We start from the raw sequence: 16,885 nt of genomic DNA, 5'->3' as shown, positions 1-16,885 counted from the left end.
CTCGCAATACGTGCGGTGGACTGTAGCGGCCACGGCCGCAAATGGCAATTTGCCGGCGTCAAATGGCGGACGGATGGCCCGCCGCTCAGCCCGTCTGCTTGGGTGTCGCCACATTGTCGCGCAGGTACACCGGCTGGGCCTGGTCGGCCGGCAGCGCCTCGTCGCGCTGCCAGGCGAAATGGGCCAGGCTCAGCAGGTCCTGGGCATGCGGCAGCATGGCCGGATCACTGCCGCTGGGTTGCAGCCCGATACGCGCGCCGTAGGTGCCCCAGCCGGTGCCGGCGGCGAACCAGTCGCCTGTGGCGCCGCGCGGCAGCTGCGCCAGCTCCGGAGCCAGCACCGCCTCCACGCCCTGCAGGCGCATCTCGCCCTGTTCGGCGACGTAGCAGCCCCAGTAGACCTCGTCCATGCGCGCGTCGATGGCCGCTGCCACCTGCTGCGCGCCATGCTCGCGCAGTGCGCGCTGGGCCAGCACGGCCAGGTTGGAGACCGGTAGCACCGGCCTGTCGAGGGCGAAGGCCAGGCCCTGGACCACGCCGATGGCGATACGCACGCCGGTGAAGGCACCGGGACCGCGACCGAAAGCGATGGCGTCCACCGCCGACAGCGCCACCCCGGCCTCGCCGAGAATCTGCTGAACCATGGGCAGCAGGCGCTGGGCGTGCAGGCGCGGGATCACCTCGTAGTGGCTGAGCACCCTACCCTCGTGCAGCAGGGCGACGGAACAGGCTTCGGTGGCGGTATCCAGGGCCAGCAGAGTGGTCATCGAGGCATCCGGTGGGCAGAAAAAGGCGGGCATTATAAACGCCAACGGCCCGCGAATGGCGGGCCGTTGGACAGAGCGATCAGCCGATCAGCTGAGGGCTTCGAGCACCTTGGCGGTGATCTCTTCCACCGAGCCGACGCCGGCGATGGCGCTGTACTTGGGGGTGCCCTCGGCGGCGGACAGCTTCTGGTAGAAGTCCACCAGCGGCTTGGTCTGCGAATGGTAGACGGCCAGGCGGTGACGCACGGTCTCCTCGGTGTCGTCCTTGCGCTGGACCAGGTCCTCGCCGGTCAGGTCATCCTTGCCGGCGACCTTCGGCGGGTTGTAGACCACGTGGTAGACGCGGCCGCTGGACTCGTGCACACGGCGACCGGCGATGCGCTGGACGATCTCTTCGTCGTCGACGGCGATCTCGACCACGTTGTCGATGGTCACGCCGGCTTCCTTCATGGCCTCGGCCTGGGGGATGGTGCGCGGGAAACCGTCGAACAGGAAGCCGTTGGCGCAATCCGGCTGGGCGATGCGCTCCTTGACCAGGTTGATGATCAGGTCGTCAGATACCAGGCCGCCGGCGTCCATCACACTCTTGGCCTGCAGGCCCAGCTCGGTGCCGGCCTTGACGGCGGCGCGCAGCATGTCACCGGTGGAGATCTGCGGAATACCGAACTTCTTGGTAATGAAACCAGCCTGGGTACCTTTGCCGGCACCGGGCGCCCCCAGCAGAATCACGCGCATCGAAGTGCTCCTCAAAAAAATAAGACCGAAATGTCGTCGGACTCGCCTCGTGGGGCCAATCTCGTTAATTGGGTTTCCGCGTCACTGAGCGGCGAAAGGATGGCCACGATACACAGCGCATCAAGGCTGCACAAGCCACCGAAAGTCGGAGGCGGCGGGGCCTCAGCCGGTGTTGCGCAGGCCCGCCGCGATGCCCGCCACGGTGACCAGCAGAGCCTGCTCCAAGGGGCTGTCCGCCGCACTCTGGCGCTGCCTGGAACGGGCCAGAAGCTCGGCCTGCAGCAGGTGCAACGGGTCCAGGTAGATATTGCGCACGGTGATCGCCTCGCGGGTCTCCGGACTGTGGGTGAGCAGCTCCGACTGATGGGTCAGGCCCAGTACCAGAGCGCGGCACTGCGACAATAGGTCGCGCAACTGCGCACCCAGGGGTCGCAGTGCTGTATCGACAAGGCGCTCGTCATACAGGGCGGCGATCGACAGGTCGGTCTTGGCCAGCACCATCTCCAGCATGTCGATGCGCGTGCGGAAGAACGGCCAGCGCTCGCGCATGTCCTCCAGCAGGGCCTGCTCGCCACGCTGCAACGCGTTGCCCAGGGCCGTCTCCCAGCCCAGCCAGGCCGGCAGCATCAGGCGCGTCTGGGTCCAGGCGAAGATCCAGGGAATCGCCCGCAGGCTCTCCACCCCGCCGGCGCGGCGCTTGGCCGGGCGGCTGCCCAGCGGCAGGCGACCGAGCTCCTGTTCCGGGGTGGCCTGGGCGAAGTACTCGACGAACTGCGGATGCTCGCGCACCACCGCGCGATAGGCCGCCACGCCCTCCCCGGCCAGCCGGTCCATGGCGGCGCGCCAGGCCGGCTCGGGGGCCGGCGGCGGCTGCAGGGTGGCCTCCAGCACGGCGGCCAGGTACAGGTTGAGGTTCTGCTCGGCCAGCGCCGGCAGGCCGAACTTGAAGCGGATCATCTCGCCCTGCTCGGTGGTACGGAAGCGCCCGCTCACCGAGCCCGGCGGCTGCGACAGGATGGCCGCGTGGGCCGGGCCGCCACCGCGGCCGACGGTGCCACCGCGGCCATGGAACAGCAGCAGCTCGACCTCGTGCTTGCGGCACACCTCCACCAGGGTCTCCTGGGCGCGGTACTGGGCCCAGGCGGCGGCCACCGTGCCGGCATCCTTGGCCGAGTCGGAGTAGCCGATCATCACTTCCTGCGGCCCGTGCAGGCGCGCGCGGTAGCCGTGCAGGCCGAGCAGGCGGTCGATGGCCGGACCGGCGTTGTCCAGGTCGGCCAGGGTCTCGAACAGCGGTGCAACCCGCATCGGCCGCTGCAGGCCGGCTTCCTTCAATAGCAGTTGCACCGCCAGCACGTCGGATGGCGCGCCCGCCATGGAGATGACATAGGTGCCGAGCGAGGCGGCCGGCGCGGCGGCGATGACGCGGCAGGTGGCCAGCACCTCGGCGGTCTCGGCCGAGGGCCGGTGCTGCGCCGGCAGCAGCGGGCGGCGATTGTCCAGTTCGCGCAGGAGGAACTCCAGGCGCCGCTCCTCGTCCCATTCGGCGTAGTTGCCCAGGCCCAGGTAGTCGGTGATCTCGGCCATGGCGGCGGCATGCCGGGCAGCGTCCTGGCGCACGTCCAGGCGCGCCAGGAACAGGCCGAAGCAGGCCGCGCGGCGCAGGCAGTCGAGCAGCTCGCCCTCGGCGATCACGCCCATGCCGCAGGCATGCAGCGAGTGGTAGCAAAGCTCCAGCGGCTCGAGCAGCTCGCGGTTGTCGTGCAGCACCTCGGGGCCCGGGGCGACGTCCGCGGCCAGCGCCGCCTCGGCCCAGGCGCGGGTGGCGCGCAGGCGCTCGCGCAGTTGCTTGAGCACGGCGCGATAGGGCTCGGGATGGACGCCGACGCGCAGGCGCAGCTCGTCGCTGGCCTGCTGCATGGACAGCTCGGCGGCCAGCCGGTCGACGTCGCGCAGATAGAGGTCGGCGGCCATCCAGCGCGCCAGCAGCAGCACCTCGCGGGTGACGCTGGCGGTGACATTGGGATTGCCGTCGCGGTCGCCGCCCATCCAGGAGGCGAAACGCACCGGTGCCGCCTCCAGCGGCAGGCGCAGGCCGCAGGCGTCCTGCAGGGCCTGGTCGGCCTTGCGCAGGAAGCTCGGCACGGCCTGCCACAGGGAATGCTCGATCACCGCGAAGCCCCACTTGGCCTCGTCCACCGGGCTGGGCCGACTGCGGCGGATTTCCTCGGTGTGCCAGGCCTCGGCGATCAGTCGGCGCAACCGCATTTGCACCTCGCCGCGCTCGGCCGCCAGCAGGTCGCTGTGGTCGAGGGCGGCCAGCTGGGCGGCGATGGCGTCGTATTTCTGGATCAGGGTACGCCGCGCCACCTCGGTGGGGTGCGCGGTGAGGACCAGCTCGATATCGACCCGCCCGAGCTGGCGGGCCAGCTGTTCCGGGGCATGCCCACCCGCCACCAGGCGCTGGAGCAACTCGGCCAACACCCGGTCATCGAAGGGTTGCGCCTCGTCCGGCCGACGCCGGCGGATGCGGTGGTACTGCTCGGCGATATTGGCCAGGTTGAGAAACTGGTTGAAGGCCCGCGCCACCGGCAGCAGCTCGTCGTCGCTGAGCGCGGCGAGGGTCTCGCGCAGTTGCTGTTCACCGGCCGAGGAGCCCTGGCGACCGGCCTTGGAACCCTGGCGGATCAGCTCGATCTTGGCCAGGAAGGCCTCGCCGCGCTGGTTGCGGATGCAGTCGCCGAGCAACTCGCCGAACAGGTGAACCTCTTCGCGCAGGCGCGCATCGATTTCCGCCATGGCCGTCCTCTCCGCCTCGGGATAGAGCCTTCAGCTTGCACAGGGCGACCGCTTCTTACAAGCACGCGACGAATGGCCATGGGCCCGGCGCAGGCGAGCTAGGCTGAACAGAGCGGGGGCAAAAGCCCCGCGGGTTGGGCCCGGCAGTCCCCGACCAGACCACCGCCCACCACGAATGGGCATACCGAGGTGTGTATGAAGATCCGTGAACTCACCCGCCATTGGGAGCAGAACGCCAAGGGTCGCCTGACCCGCAGTCAGTACCACATCCATCTCGACCTGGAAGCCGCTGCGCGCCTGGCGGCGCTGTGCGAGATGTATCCCAAGCGCAGCGCCGAGGAACTGCTCGGCGAACTGATCGGCGCGGCCCTGGAGGAACTGGAGGCCAGCCTGCCCTACGTCAAGGGCAGCAAGGTGGTGGCCACCGACGAGCAGGGCGACCCGCTGTACGAGGACATCGGCCCCACGCCGCGCTTCCTCGCCCTGTCGCGCCGCTACCTGCGGGAAATGACCGCGCAGCAGGATGGCGCCAAGCACTAGGGCGCCAGCAGACGCCGGTAGAGCTCGGCCATCTCGGCGGAGAAGGCCACCAGCAGCGCGCGGCGCAGGCTGCTATCGACCTGGCGCCCACGCCTCAGCTCGGCGATGGCGATCCGCGCCGCCGCTTCCAGCGGATAGCCGTAGACCCCGCAACTGATGGCGGGAAAGGCAATCTCGGCCAACCCGTATGCCTCGGCCAGAGCCAGGCTGTTGCGGTAGCAGGCGGCCAGCAGATCGGCCTCGCCCTGCCCGCCACCGCGCCAGAACGGGCCTACCGTGTGGATCACGTGCCGGGCCGGCAGAGCAAAGCCCGGTGTGATGCGCGCTTCGCCGGTGGGGCAGCCGCCCAGCGCGCGACAGCAGGCCAGCAGCTCGGGGCCGGCGGCGCGGTGGATGGCGCCATCGACCCCGCCACCGCCGAGCAGCGAGCTGTTGGCGGCGTTGACTATGGCGTCCAGCGCCAGGGCGGTGATGTCGCCGTGCAGGACCTCGATCCGCATCGCCCGGCGCTCGGGTTAAGGCTGCGGCGCCTGCGGGGTTTCCTGGCCCATGCAGCGCACCGCCTGCTTCTTGCTGTCCACCAGCACGCCGGTCAGGCCCTTCTGCTGGGTATCGAACAGCACCAGCACGCCATCGAAGCACTGCGCCACCTGGCTGGCCGGCTTGAGCGAGACCTTGTAGTCCTCGCCGGGCACCGTCTTGAGCATCGTGAAGTCGGCCAGCAGCAGGGCGTCCTCCTCCTTGGCGAAATGCAGATAGCCGTAGTACCAGAGCACGCCGACGGTGGCGATGACGCTGGCGATGCCGGTGAGAATCAGGGGAATGGCGTTGCGTTCTTCACTCATGGGACAAGCTCGCGATTCGAAAGGCCGCTAGTTTACCCGCAGCCCGGCCGCACGGCATGGCCGGGATGTCGCAGGTCATTTGCCGCCGGCGCGCACTTCCTCGCGGGCCCTGAAGGTGGCGTCGTAGATGCGCTCGGCCAGGCGCGAGAACGGCAGGCTCTGCACCCACACGGTACCTGTGCCCTTGAGGGTGGCCAAAAGGATGCCCTCGCCACCGAACAGCATGCTCTTGAGGCCGCCGGCCAGGCCGATGTCGTAGTCGATGCCGCTGGTGAAGGCCACCAGGCAGCCGGTGTCCAGGCGCAGGGTCTCGTTGTTCAGCTCCTTGCGGATCACCGTGCCGCCGGCATGCACGAAAGCCAGGCCGTCGCCTTCCAGCTTCTGCAGGATGAAGCCCTCGCCGCCGAAGAAGCCGGCGCCGATGCGCTTGTTGAAGCTGATGCCGATCTCGGTACCGTAGGCGGCGCAGAGGAAGGCGTCCTTCTGGCAGATCAGCCGGCCGCCGACCTGGCCCAGGTCGATGGGCACCACGGTGCCCGGGTAGGGAGCGGCGAAGCCGACCCGCTGCTGGCCTTGGCCCTGGTTGCTGAAGTGGGTCATGAACAGCGACTCGCCGGTGAGCAGGCGCTTGCCGGCGCCCCACAGTTTGCCCAGCACGCCGCTGGCCGAGCCGTCGCCCATGCGCGTCTCGAAGCGGATGCCTTCGGTCATGTAGTTCATCACCCCGGCTTCGGCGATTACCGTCTCGCCCGGGTCGAGGATGATTTCCACGGTCTGCGCCGAGGCGCCGAGGATTTCGTAGTCGAGTTTGTGGCTGGGCATAGGAAGGATTCCTTGATCGGTAGCCCGGATGCAATCCGGGATGGGCGCTCCCCGGATTGCATCCGGGCTACGAAGCCATGGCCCTGCGATAGCAGCGATACGTCGGGCCTAGAGAATATTGGCGTAGTCCGCTTCGATGCGATCCAGGCTCAGATGGTTGAGGAAGTTGGAGAAACACATCCAGGCCGCCAGTGCATTGAGGTCGCGGAACTGCGGCGGCAGGTACTTGGGTGGCGCCACCAGCCCCTCATCGACCAACTGGCGCAGGGTGCGCATGTCTTCCAGGGTGGTCTTGCCGCAGAACAGCAGCGGGATCTGCTCCAGCTTGCCCTTGCGCACGGCCAGCTGGATGTAGTTGTAGATCAGGATGAAGCCCTTGAGGTAGGACAGGTCCTTGGTGAACGGCAGGCCGTCCGGGGTGGAGCCGCGGAACACCCGGCTGGCGTTGCCGTAGCTCTCTTCCAGGCCGTAGCCCTGCTCCTGGTAGAACTCGAACACCTGCAGGAAGTCGGCACCCTCCTCCGCCATGTGGATGGCGCGGGTACGGTTGGTCAGCTTGCGCAGGCGGTACGGGTAAGAGGCGAAGGCGATCACCTCCATGAGGATGGCCAGGCCCTCCTGGGTCACGGTCGACGAGGGCGGCCCCTTGGCCAGGAAGGTGCAGACCGGCTGGTTGAGGCCGTTGAGGGTGGTGCCGACATGCACCATGCCCTCGTGCACTTCCAGCGCGCGCACGTCGCGCTCGTTGAACAGAGCATCGCTGCGGATCTTGATGTAGTCGGCGCCGGCGGCGGCGTCGGCGACTATGCCGTCGGACTCCAGCACGCGGATGGTGTCGTCGCCGAACACCTTGGCCAGGCGCTCCTGGAGGATGGCCACGGCGTCCTTGGCGGTGAGGTTCTTCGGCTCGTCCTGCAGGTCGCCACGGGCGGCGATATTGTTCAGGTAGTCGGAGAGCATCAGGCCGAGGTCGGCCAGGGTCGGGTCGCCGGCGTGGAAGGCGTCCGAGGCGGCGCCGTAGAGCTCCTGGGAGATCAGACCGAAATCGGCGGTGCCGCGCGCCTCGAGCATGCGGATGACCATGCGGTATTCCTTGCACATGCGTCGCATGATCTGCCCGACCGGGTTGAACTGGCCGAGCTGGCGGGTGATGTCGCGCTCGATGTTCTGGAATTCCAGCTTCTTCGCCACCGGGTCGAAGGCCAGCGGGCGATTGTCGTAGTAGGTGCGATCGACCCCCGGCAGCGCGCGCCCCTTGGCCTTGAGGAAGCCCTGGCGCACGCCATCGTCCCACTTGATGGCATCGAGCACGCGGATCGGCGTCTGCGCCTCGACCAGGCGCCCGGACAGGGCACGGATCGTGTCGTGGTAGTCGTCCTGGGACTTGCGCCGGCTCATGTGCACCCTTACTCGACGCTGCGCTGGTAGCGCGCCACTTCGACGAAGACGTCGGCGTTGGCCTGATCGTCGAGGTAGCCGAACACCTGCTCCAGCGGGCTGGTCACCAGCACCGCCTCGCCTTCCGGGGTTTCCACCGGCTGGCCCTGCAGCACGCCGCCTTCCATCTCCTGGAGGATGCGCTCGACATCCAGGTTGTAGATCACCAGTTCGTTGCCGGCGGTCAGCTCGAAGCCGGCGATGGCGAAGTTGGCGCCCAGGCGCTTGGGCAGGCCGGCGGAGATATACCAGCGGCGGCCGTGGTGGGCCACGGTGAAGCCGTATTCCTCGGCCACGCCATCCTCGGCATTATCGCTCCAGGCCTTGGCGCGATAGAGGTTGGAGCCGGCGCGGGCGATGGACAGGTACTGCCGCTCGCCCCACTCGTCCTTGCGCTCCCAGTCGCCGAGCAGCGGCATGGGCGCCGCCTCGTTGGCCGGGATGGGGTCCTTGAAGGTCACCAGGCAACCGCTCAACAGCAGGCAACTCAGGGCGGCTAGGGCCACGCGCCAGGCTTTCATCATGCACTCCTTGTGAGGTTCGGTCGGCTGCCAGAAACGAAAAGCCCCGCCGGGGCGGGGCTGGGACTCAAAGCCCGATCAGCAGGTCCAGGAAGCGCTGCAATACGGCGCGCTGAGCCTCTAGATCGAAGTCTTCCACCCCATCGACGATGGCATGATATTCCATCCGCAAAATAAGCGTAGTCAACACCTGTGCATCCTCGAAGGGTGCGGTGGAGCCCATGGCCCTCACCGCGCGCTCGGCGAAACGCATGCGCAGGCTCTGGTGGGCGAGGAACAGCGGGCGCAGTTCGGCATTGGTCAGCGCCTCCTGGCGAAAGGCCAGCTCCACCAGCAGCTCGTCGTCGTGGGCACGCATCTTGGCCTGCACATGGGCGACGGCCAGGTCGATGACATGGGCGACCATCTCGCGGCGGGCATTGGGATCATCCGCAATGGCCGCGGCGATGCGCCGGAAGTCCTCGTCCACCCCGGCCCAGAGCGCCGCCAGGCTGGCCGAGCTGCGCTGCACGAACAGCGCGAAGCTGTCGGCGATCAGGTCCTGGATGTCCTTGAAATAGTAGGTGGTGGCCGACAGCGGCACCCCGGCCTCGGCGGCCACCGCGCGGTGGCGCACCCCGCGCAGGCCCTCGCGCACGATGATGCGCAATGCCGCCTCGAGGATGCTCAGGCGGCGCTGTTCGCTGCCCTGGCGACTGGCCTTGCGGCCACGATACTGCACGGAATCGGCTAACTCGCCGGCCAAGCGGACCGGACACTTCGCGGCGGAGCTGGAGTTCACTGCTGGACCTTCCTCGCACTGGCTGAAGACAAAAAACAGGGGCCTGCCATGACGGCAGACCCCTGACTTTCAAACAGCGGGATGGCCAATTGCCACCCTGAACCCAACGGTGCCCTTTCCGAGCCCCGCGATCAAGCCTGCGGGCGCATATGCGGGAACAGGATCACATCGCGGATGGATGGCGAATTGGTCAGAAGCATTACCAGGCGGTCAATCCCGATACCCTCGCCGGCGGTCGGCGGCATGCCGTACTCCAGGGCGCGGACGAAATCGGCGTCGAAGTGCATGGCCTCGTCGTCGCCGGCGTCCTTGTCGGCCACCTGCTGCATAAAGCGCGCGGCCTGGTCTTCGGCGTCGTTGAGCTCGGAGTAGGCGTTGGCGATCTCGCGGCCACCGATGAACAGCTCGAAGCGGTCGGTGACGCTCGGATCGTCGTCGCTACGCCGGGCCAGCGGCGAGACCTCGAAGGGGTAGCGGGTGATGAAGTGCGGCTGCTCCAGCTTGTGCTCGACCAGCTCCTCGAAAATCATCACCTGCAGCTTGCCCAGGCCCTCGTGGCCGAGCAGCTTGGCGCCGGCCTTCTTGGCGATCTCGCGGGCACGGTCGATGTCGTTGAGGTCGGCCGCGCTGATCTCCGGGTTGTACTTGAGGATGGCGTCGAACACCGACAGGCGGGCGAACGGCTCGCCGAAGTGGAACACCTTGTCGCCGTAGGGCACGTCGGTGGTACCCAGCACCGCCATGGCCAGCTCGCGGAACAGCTCCTCGGTCAGGTCCATGTTGTCTTCATAGTCGGCGTAGGCCTGGTAGAACTCGAGCATGGTGAACTCGGGGTTGTGCCGGGTGGAGACGCCTTCGTTACGGAAGTTGCGGTTGATCTCGAAGACCTTCTCGAAGCCGCCGACCACCAGGCGCTTGAGGTACAGCTCCGGCGCGATGCGCAGGAACATCTGCATGTCCAGGGCATTGTGGTGGGTCTCGAAGGGCTTGGCCGCGGCGCCGCCGGGGATGGTCTGCAGCATCGGGGTTTCCACTTCGAGGAAACCACGCTCGTTGAGGAAGCGGCGGATGTGCGCGATCACCTGGGAACGCACGCGGAAGGTGTCGCGCACCTCCTCGTTGACGATCAGGTCGACGTAGCGCTGGCGGTAGCGCTGCTCGGTGTCGGTCAGGCCGTGGTGCTTGTCCGGCAGCGGGCGCAGCGACTTGGTCAGCAGGCGCACATTGAGCATGTCGACGTACAGGTCGCCCTTGCCGGAGCGGGCCAGGGTGCCCTCGGCGGCGATGATGTCGCCCAGGTCGAAGTGCTTGACCGCTTCCAGCTGCTCGGCCGGCAGGGTCTTGCGGTTGACGTAGACCTGCAGGCGCCCGGAGGTGTCCTGGATGACCATGAAGGCGCCACGGTTGAGCATGATGCGCCCGGCGACCTTGACCGGGATGGCGGCCGCTTCCAGCTCTTCCTTGGTCTTCTCCGCGTACTGTTTCTGCAGGTCGGCGCACAGGCTGTCGCGGCGGAAGTCGTTGGGGAAGGCATTGCCCTGCTCACGGACGGCGGCAAGCTTTTCCTTGCGCTGGGCAATCAGCTTGTTTTCTTCGTGCTGCCGCTCTTCGTGGGAGAGGGTTTGCGGGTCGAGTTGTTGGTCGCTCATGGTCGTTCTATCTGCCTGGCGTCTATGTCGATTGGGTTCGTGGGCGTGAGGATCAGAGACCCTGTTTGAGGCTGGCCTCGAGGTACTGGTCGAGGTCGCCATCGAGGACCTTCTGGCAGTCGCTACGCTCGACGCCGGTCCGCAGATCCTTGATGCGCGAGTCATCGAGCACGTAGGAGCGGATCTGGTGGCCCCAGCCGATGTCGGACTTGGAGTCTTCCAGGGCCTGGGACGCGGCGTTGCGCTTCATCATTTCCAGCTCGTACAACTTGGCCCGCAGCATCTTCATCGCGGTGTCCTTGTTGGCGTGCTGGGAACGTTCGTTCTGGCAGGCCACCACGGTGTTGGTCGGCACGTGGGTGATACGCACCGCCGAGTCGGTGGTGTTGACGTGCTGACCACCGGCGCCGGAGGAGCGGTAGGTGTCGATACGCAGGTCGGCCGGGTTGATCTCGATCTCGACCTTGTCGTCGATCTCGGGGGACACGAACACCGCCGAGAACGAGGTGTGGCGACGGGCGCCGGAGTCGAACGGGCTCTTGCGCACCAGGCGGTGCACGCCGATCTCGGTGCGCAGCCAGCCGAAGGCGTACTCGCCCTTGATGTGCACGGTGGCGCCCTTGATGCCGGCGACTTCGCCTTCGGACAGTTCGATGATGGTGGCGTCGAAACCGCGCTTGTCGGCCCAGCGCAGGTACATGCGCAGCAGGATGTTGGCCCAGTCCTGCGCTTCGGTACCGCCGGAGCCGGCCTGGATGTCCAGGTAGCAGTTGTTCGGGTCCATCTCGCCGCTGAACATGCGGCGGAACTCCAGCTTCTCGAGGATTGCGCGCAGGCGCTCGACTTCGGCGACGATGTCGTTGACCGCGCCCTCGTCGTTCTCTTCGGCGGCCATTTCCAGCAAGTCTTTGGAGTCGGCCAGGCTGCCGGTGAGGTCGTCGATGGTTTCGACGATCTGCGCCAGCATGGCGCGCTCGCGACCCAGGCCCTGGGCGTACTCGGGCTTGTTCCAGACGCTGGCGTCTTCCAGCTCGCGGTTTACTTCGATCAGGCGGTCATGCTTCTGATCGTAGTCAAAGATACCCCCGAATCGACAGGGTCCGCTCGGACAGGTCCTTGATGCTGTTGAGGATCGGATTGATTTCCATGATGGGCAGCACTCTCGGGCAAAGGCGCAGGGCAACCGGCCAGGCCCCGTCGCAGCGGCATGACGCCAGGCTGGACCGGACAGGCAACGGATCGCGACCGCAAAGTTTCGGAAAAGCCGACGAGTATACCCGACTCGATGCGCCCTGGCAGCCCGCAGCCTGACCGGCGGAGCGCCCTCAGAACTTGGCGCTCAGGCGCAGCGCCAGGGCATTGTCGCGGGCGTCCTCGGCATAGTGGCCGGAGTAGGTCAGGCCGAGATAGAGGCTGCGGCTGAGCTCGTGGTCCAGGCCCAGGTCGAGGCGCAGGCTGCTGCGCTCGAACTCGCGGCTCTGCAGGCGCAGGCTCTGCCCATCTGCGGTCATCGCCTCGGCATTCAGACGATCGCTGCCCAGATCCTGGCGCAGGGCCAGGCTGGCGCGCCCCACCCATTTGCGCTGCTGCCAGTACCAGGGCGCGGCCAGGCGCCAGCCGAGGGTCAGGTAGCCGCCCTCCTCGTCCGCCCCGCGCAGGCGCAGATCGCCCCGGCGCTGAGCCTCGGCATCGAGATGGACCAGGGCCAGGCCGGCGAAGGGCTCCAGGGTGAAGTCACGAAAATCCAGGGCCAAGCTGCTCTCGCCGAACAGCTGCGCGCTGCGCGCCCGGCCGCCGTGCTGCAGGTCGTGCCACCCGTGCAGGGCGCCCAGGCGAAAGCCCAGCTGGTTGTACACGCGGGTGGCGGCATACAGGCCTATATGGCTGCTGTCGCTGCTGGCATGGCCCTGCTGGTGATCGAGCCGGCTGCGCGCCACGCCGGCCAGCACGCCGCCGACCCACTGCCCTCCGAGCGGCCGATCCAGGCCCAGCAGCAGGCCTTCGCCGTGGCGCTCCAGGCCGTCGCCGTCCCAGCTGCCCTGGATGCCATAGCCACGCGCCCACAGCGGCCATTCACCGGCCTCGGGCGCCGCCTCGCGGAAGGCGAAGCGCACCCGCTGCAGGCGATCCAGCGCCGCCTCGCGCGGCAGGCGGCTGTCCTCCAGCAACAGCGCACGCTGATCCAGCAACAGTGCGCCGGCCTGCGCCGCGCCGCAGCACCAGGCCAACACCAGTCCGATGGTCGTCAGACGCCAGTTCATACCCACCTCCCGAGCCTGCCGAGCAGTCTAACCGACTCTCGCCAGCGGCGAGCTATGCAGCCCGGGTTTGCAGATTGCCCGGAGTTTGTGTGCAATGCCGGCACGGACAGCGCTGGGCTAGACTCAAACCGTGCCCCACCACCGCAGCCCACGGCAACCCGGGCGAACTCTTACCGTCACGCATTCGGAGTCGCCGCACCATGCGCACACCCCAGAGCCTGCGCAGCCGTTTCGCCCTTCTCATCGCTCTGCTGGTCGGCGCCCTCAGCTGGCTGCTCGGCAGCCTGATCGGCCATGACGCCAGCATGCGCATCCGCGAGGAGGTCGGCCGCGACCTCACCGAGGTCTCGGCACAGATGATCGACCGCTTGGACCGCGACATGGCCAGCCGCGCCGCCTACCTGCAGGTGCTCGGCGGGCTGCGGGCGCTGCGCGAACCGGATGACATCGGCGAGATCCGCCTGCTGCTCGACCGCCTGCAGCAGCAGATTCCCAGCATCGCCTGGATCGGCTTCACCGATGCCGCAGGCCAGGTGCAGGCCTCCAGCGATGGCGTGCTGGAAGGCACCAGCATCGCCCAGCGCCCGGTCTACCTCGAGGGCCGCCAGGGCCTGTTCATCGGCGACGTGCACGAAGCGGTGCTGCTGGCCAAACTGCTGCCCAACCCCAGCGGCGAGGCGATGAAGTTCGTCGATATCAGCCTGCCGGTACGCAACGACCTGGGCCAGCTCAGCGGCGTGCTGGCCTCGCACCTGTCCTGGGGCTGGGCCGAAGAGGTGCGCCTGGCCCTGCTCGAACCGATCCAGGAACGGCGCCAGGTGGAGTTTCTCGTGCTGGGCAAGGACCACAGCGTGCTGCTGGGCCCCAAGGCCATGATCGGCCAGGTGCTCGCCCTGCCGGCCCTGCGCGAGCAGCAGGGCCGGGACAGCTACTGGGCGGTGCAGGACTGGCCGGACGGCCAGGCCTACCTCACCGGCTTCGCCCACAGCCAGGGCTACCAGGACTACGCCGGCCTGGGCTGGGTAGTGGTGGCGCGCCAGGCCCTCGACCAGGCCTACGCTCCGGCCCGCGAGACCAGGCGCAACATCCTGCTCTGGGGCAGCGGCCTGGCCCTGCTGTTCGCCATCCTGGGCTGGGCGCTGACCGGTTACTTCACCCGCCCGCTGCGGCAGATCGCCCGTGCCGCCGACCGCCTCAGCGCCGGCGAGATCACCGCCATCCCCGAGCTGCGCAGCCCCAGCGAGATCGCCGTGCTGAGCCAGTCGATCCGCCACCTGGTGGAGAGCCTCACCCACCAGCAGACGGCCCTCAACCTGATGGAGGATCGCGCCCACAGCGACCCGCTGACCGGCCTGCCCAACCGCGCGGCCCTGGAGCGCTTCCTGCCCATGGCACAGCAGCGCAGCCAGGCCGGGCAAGGCTGCCTGGCCCTGCTCTACCTCGACCTGGACGGTTTCAAACCGGTCAACGACCGCTTCGGCCATGCCGCCGGCGACCTGCTGCTCAAGGAAGTGGCCGCCCGCCTGCGCGCCTGCCTGCGCGACGGCGACCTGGTGGCGCGTCTGGGTGGAGACGAATTCCTCATGGTGCTGCAGGTGCCTGCGGCCCAGGCCCTGACTCAGGCCCGGCAGATCGCCGAGCGGGCGCTGCAGTCGCTGGCCCAGCCGGTGCGCCTGGGCGAGCAGGAAACCACCATCGGCTGCAGCATCGGCGGCGCACTGTGGCCGCTGGACCATGCCGACCTCGGCGAGGCGCTGGAGCTGGCCGACCAGGCGCTGTACCGCGCCAAGCACGGCGGCAAGAACCGCGCGGAATTCCAGGCCGGCCGGGCGCCGGCAGCCTGACTCAGCCGGCCGCCAGCTCCTGACGCACCTGGGCCTCCAGCTCGGCCTTGAGCGAGGGCTCCAGCTTGAGCTGGCGCGCCAGCTCCTCGAGGTAGGCGCGCTCCATGAAGTGCTCCTCGTCGACCATCAGCACGCTGGCGATGTACATCTCCGCGGCCATCTCCGGGGTGCTGGCGGCGCGCGCCACCTCGGCCGGGTCGAGCGGCTTGTTCAGCTCGGCGTCGAGCCAGCGCACCAGTTCGGGATCATTGGCCAGCGCGCCGATCTGCTCCTCGATCAGTTGGCGTTCCCTGGCGTCCACATGGCCGTCGGCCTTGGCCGCCGCCACCAGCGCCTTGAGGATCGCCTGGCTGTGCAGCTCGGCCTGCGGCGCCGGCAGGCGATCCACCGTCTGCGGCTCGGTCACCGGTCGCGCATTGGCCACGCGCTGCTGCTCCTGCCAGTTGCCGTAGGCCTTGTAGGCGATCACCCCGAGGGCGGCCAGGCCGCCGTAGGTGATGACCTTGCTGCCGACCTTGCGCGCGCTCTTGTTACCCAGCAGCAGGCCCAGCGCGCCGGCCGCCAGGGCACCACCGCCGGCGCCCTTGAGCAGGGTGCCGAGGTCGCCGCCAGCGCCCTTGCCGCCACCGGCCACGCTGCCGAGCAGGCCACCCAGGCCGCCGGACGATGAGCCACCGGACTTCTGCTGCAGCAGGTCCTGGCCGGATTTGAGCAACTGGTCGAGCAGTCCACGAGTGTTCATCTGAGCCCTCCTTCAGGGTAAACCGATCCATGGAAGTGACCCGATTCTAGCCCCGCCGTTTGCCGGGCGAGGCGCGGGCTGTGCTTCCGGATATTGCAGGCGCCGGGAAAAAGCCCTTTTCTTTCGATTAAAAAGAACGGCTTTATCTTTATTCGATAAACCATAATCCCGACAGCCCGCCACCCCGGATTGCCCGTCATGATGACCCTGCGCCAGATCCGCCACTTCATCGCCGTCGCCGAGACCGGCTCGATCTCCGCCGCCGCCCAGGCGGTGTTCATCTCCCAGTCGACCCTGACCCTGGCCATCCAGCAGCTGGAGGAGGAGATCGGCGTCAGCCTGTTCAACCGCCACGCCAAGGGCATGAGCCTGACCCACCAGGGCCACCAGTTCCTGCGTCAGGCACACCTGATACTGGCCACCGTGGACAACGCCAAGCGCAGCCTGCAGCAGAGCACCGATCAGGTCGCCGGCAGCCTGACCATCGGCGTGACCAGCCTGGTCGCCGGCTACTACCTGGCCGACCTGATCACCCGCTTCCAGCGCGCCTACCCCAACGTACAGACCCGCGTGGTGGAGGACGAACGCCCCTACATCGAACACCTGCTGGTGAGCGGCGAGATCGACGTCGGCGTGCTGATCCTCTCCAACCTGGAAGACCGCCACGCCCTGCAGACCGAGGTGCTGACCCACTCGCCGCACCGCCTGTGGTTGCCGGCCCGGCATCCGCTGCTGGAGCGCGACAGCATTGGCCTGGCCGACGTGGCCAAGGAGCCGCTGATCCAGCTCAATGCCGACGAAATGGGCCTGCACACCCAGCGCATCTGGAGCCGCGCCGGCCTGACCCCACACGTGACCCTGCGCACCGCCTCGGTGGAGGCCGTGCGCAGCCTGGTGGCAGCCGGCCTCGGCCTGTCGATCCAGCCGGACATGACCTACCGGCCCTGGTCGCTGGAGGGCGACATCATCGAGGCGCGCCCGCTGGTCGACCTCGGCGAGCCGCTCGACGTCGGCCTGGCCTGGCGCCGCGGTACGGCGCGACCGGCGCTGGTCGACCCGTTCCTGACCCTGGCCCGCGAGCAGCCGCACGGGCGCAAGGTTTCGATTTAATCGAACGCCACTTTCAATATTTAGAATTTGTCG

The 16,885-nt window shown here is 67.9% G+C and carries 16 protein-coding genes; 3 read left to right on the top strand and 13 right to left on the bottom strand.

The window, feature by feature from the left end; translation table 11 throughout:
• Window positions 1-85: 85 nt before the first annotated feature.
• The 3 genes from tsaB to ppc form a co-directional block, all read right to left on the bottom strand.
• Entirely contained in the window at window positions 86-766 is a 681-nt protein-coding gene (gene tsaB, locus DMO17_RS04845) for a tRNA (adenosine(37)-N6)-threonylcarbamoyltransferase complex dimerization subunit type 1 TsaB (protein WP_110681218.1), read from the bottom strand.
• Window positions 767-853: 87 nt separating this feature from the next.
• A complete protein-coding gene (adk, locus tag DMO17_RS04840) occupies window positions 854-1,501 on the bottom strand; it encodes an adenylate kinase (protein ID WP_110681216.1) in 648 nt (215 codons plus the stop codon).
• Window positions 1,502-1,663: 162 nt separating this feature from the next.
• On the bottom strand, window positions 1,664-4,300 hold the full coding sequence (ppc, locus tag DMO17_RS04835) for a phosphoenolpyruvate carboxylase (protein WP_110681214.1): 2,637 nt from the start codon (window positions 4,298-4,300) through the stop codon (window positions 1,664-1,666).
• Between the two features lie 195 nt (window positions 4,301-4,495).
• Here ppc and DMO17_RS04830 point away from each other — a divergent pair, with 195 nt between their 5' ends.
• Window positions 4,496-4,840: a pilin assembly protein gene (locus tag DMO17_RS04830; protein WP_110681212.1), complete on the top strand. Its 345-nt coding sequence runs from the start codon at window positions 4,496-4,498 to the stop codon at window positions 4,838-4,840.
• Here the strand turns inward: DMO17_RS04830 and DMO17_RS04825 are convergent.
• The 9 genes from DMO17_RS04825 to DMO17_RS04785 all read right to left on the bottom strand — a co-directional run bounded on the left by DMO17_RS04825 (window position 4,837) and on the right by DMO17_RS04785 (window position 13,156).
• The gene (locus DMO17_RS04825; protein WP_110681210.1) at window positions 4,837-5,340 is read right to left on the bottom strand and encodes an O-acetyl-ADP-ribose deacetylase; all 504 of its coding nucleotides are present in this window, start codon (window positions 5,338-5,340) and stop codon (window positions 4,837-4,839) included. The two genes, DMO17_RS04830 and DMO17_RS04825, sit on opposite strands and share 4 nt — an antisense overlap.
• Before the next feature lie 15 nt (window positions 5,341-5,355).
• Window positions 5,356-5,685 (bottom strand): hypothetical protein, encoded by a 330-nt coding sequence (locus DMO17_RS04820; RefSeq protein ID WP_110681208.1) that lies wholly within the window; start codon window positions 5,683-5,685, stop codon window positions 5,356-5,358.
• 75 nt (window positions 5,686-5,760) lie between these two features.
• Window positions 5,761-6,507 (bottom strand): TIGR00266 family protein, encoded by a 747-nt coding sequence (locus tag DMO17_RS04815; RefSeq protein ID WP_110681206.1) that lies wholly within the window; start codon window positions 6,505-6,507, stop codon window positions 5,761-5,763.
• A gap of 108 nt (window positions 6,508-6,615) precedes the next feature.
• Window positions 6,616-7,905: a flavohemoglobin expression-modulating QEGLA motif protein gene (locus DMO17_RS04810; RefSeq protein WP_110681204.1), complete on the bottom strand. Its 1,290-nt coding sequence runs from the start codon at window positions 7,903-7,905 to the stop codon at window positions 6,616-6,618.
• A gap of 8 nt (window positions 7,906-7,913) precedes the next feature.
• Entirely contained in the window at window positions 7,914-8,465 is a 552-nt protein-coding gene (locus DMO17_RS04805; RefSeq protein WP_110681202.1) for an aldo-keto reductase family protein, read from the bottom strand.
• A gap of 67 nt (window positions 8,466-8,532) precedes the next feature.
• The gene (locus DMO17_RS04800) at window positions 8,533-9,246 is read right to left on the bottom strand and encodes a TetR/AcrR family transcriptional regulator (RefSeq protein ID WP_110681201.1); all 714 of its coding nucleotides are present in this window, start codon (window positions 9,244-9,246) and stop codon (window positions 8,533-8,535) included.
• A 131-nt stretch (window positions 9,247-9,377) separates the two neighbouring features.
• The gene (gene lysS, locus DMO17_RS04795; protein ID WP_110681198.1) at window positions 9,378-10,895 is read right to left on the bottom strand and encodes a lysine--tRNA ligase; all 1,518 of its coding nucleotides are present in this window, start codon (window positions 10,893-10,895) and stop codon (window positions 9,378-9,380) included.
• 52 nt (window positions 10,896-10,947) lie between these two features.
• Window positions 10,948-12,043 (bottom strand): peptide chain release factor 2 gene (gene prfB, locus DMO17_RS04790; protein ID WP_110681196.1). Its coding sequence is split into 2 segments (ribosomal slippage): window positions 10,948-11,970 and window positions 11,972-12,043, totalling 1,095 coding nucleotides; the frame shifts between segments, so codons are not numbered across the junction.
• Window positions 12,044-12,220: 177 nt separating this feature from the next.
• Window positions 12,221-13,156: an autotransporter outer membrane beta-barrel domain-containing protein gene (locus DMO17_RS04785; protein ID WP_110681195.1), complete on the bottom strand. Its 936-nt coding sequence runs from the start codon at window positions 13,154-13,156 to the stop codon at window positions 12,221-12,223.
• Between the two features lie 200 nt (window positions 13,157-13,356).
• Here DMO17_RS04785 and DMO17_RS04780 point away from each other — a divergent pair, with 200 nt between their 5' ends.
• Window positions 13,357-15,000: a diguanylate cyclase domain-containing protein gene (locus DMO17_RS04780; RefSeq protein ID WP_110681193.1), complete on the top strand. Its 1,644-nt coding sequence runs from the start codon at window positions 13,357-13,359 to the stop codon at window positions 14,998-15,000.
• A gap of 1 nt (window position 15,001) precedes the next feature.
• Here the strand turns inward: DMO17_RS04780 and DMO17_RS04775 are convergent, their stop codons facing one another.
• On the bottom strand, window positions 15,002-15,742 hold the full coding sequence (locus DMO17_RS04775; RefSeq protein WP_110681192.1) for a tellurite resistance TerB family protein: 741 nt from the start codon (window positions 15,740-15,742) through the stop codon (window positions 15,002-15,004).
• Between the two features lie 198 nt (window positions 15,743-15,940).
• On the opposite strand from DMO17_RS04775, the gene DMO17_RS04770 reads away from it, so the two are divergent.
• A complete protein-coding gene (locus DMO17_RS04770) occupies window positions 15,941-16,852 on the top strand; it encodes a LysR family transcriptional regulator (protein WP_110681190.1) in 912 nt (303 codons plus the stop codon).
• The last annotated feature ends 33 nt before the right edge of the window (window positions 16,853-16,885 follow it).

The organism is Aquipseudomonas alcaligenes (assembly GCF_003205495.1).
GTDB lineage: Bacteria > Pseudomonadota > Gammaproteobacteria > Pseudomonadales > Pseudomonadaceae > Aquipseudomonas > Aquipseudomonas alcaligenes_B.
This window is presented reverse-complemented; position numbering and strand designations above follow the sequence as displayed.

Bases quoted from the DNA above. Each gene is read 5' to 3' on its own strand.
- tsaB (WP_110681218.1), bottom strand. From the start codon at position 766: ATGACCACTCTGCTGGCCCTGGATACCGCCACCGAAGCCTGTTCCGTC.
- adk (WP_110681216.1), bottom strand. From the start codon at position 1,501: ATGCGCGTGATTCTGCTGGGGGCGCCCGGTGCCGGCAAAGGTACCCAG.
- ppc (WP_110681214.1), bottom strand. From the start codon at position 4,300: ATGGCGGAAATCGATGCGCGCCTGCGCGAAGAGGTTCACCTGTTCGGC.
- DMO17_RS04830 (WP_110681212.1), top strand. From the start codon at position 4,496: ATGAAGATCCGTGAACTCACCCGCCATTGGGAGCAGAACGCCAAGGGT.
- DMO17_RS04825 (WP_110681210.1), bottom strand. From the start codon at position 5,340: ATGCGGATCGAGGTCCTGCACGGCGACATCACCGCCCTGGCGCTGGAC.
- DMO17_RS04820 (WP_110681208.1), bottom strand. From the start codon at position 5,685: ATGAGTGAAGAACGCAACGCCATTCCCCTGATTCTCACCGGCATCGCC.
- DMO17_RS04815 (WP_110681206.1), bottom strand. From the start codon at position 6,507: ATGCCCAGCCACAAACTCGACTACGAAATCCTCGGCGCCTCGGCGCAG.
- DMO17_RS04810 (WP_110681204.1), bottom strand. From the start codon at position 7,905: ATGAGCCGGCGCAAGTCCCAGGACGACTACCACGACACGATCCGTGCC.
- DMO17_RS04805 (WP_110681202.1), bottom strand. From the start codon at position 8,465: ATGAAAGCCTGGCGCGTGGCCCTAGCCGCCCTGAGTTGCCTGCTGTTG.
- lysS (WP_110681198.1), bottom strand. From the start codon at position 10,895: ATGAGCGACCAACAACTCGACCCGCAAACCCTCTCCCACGAAGAGCGG.
- DMO17_RS04785 (WP_110681195.1), bottom strand. From the start codon at position 13,156: ATGAACTGGCGTCTGACGACCATCGGACTGGTGTTGGCCTGGTGCTGC.
- DMO17_RS04780 (WP_110681193.1), top strand. From the start codon at position 13,357: ATGCGCACACCCCAGAGCCTGCGCAGCCGTTTCGCCCTTCTCATCGCT.
- DMO17_RS04775 (WP_110681192.1), bottom strand. From the start codon at position 15,742: ATGAACACTCGTGGACTGCTCGACCAGTTGCTCAAATCCGGCCAGGAC.
- DMO17_RS04770 (WP_110681190.1), top strand. From the start codon at position 15,941: ATGATGACCCTGCGCCAGATCCGCCACTTCATCGCCGTCGCCGAGACC.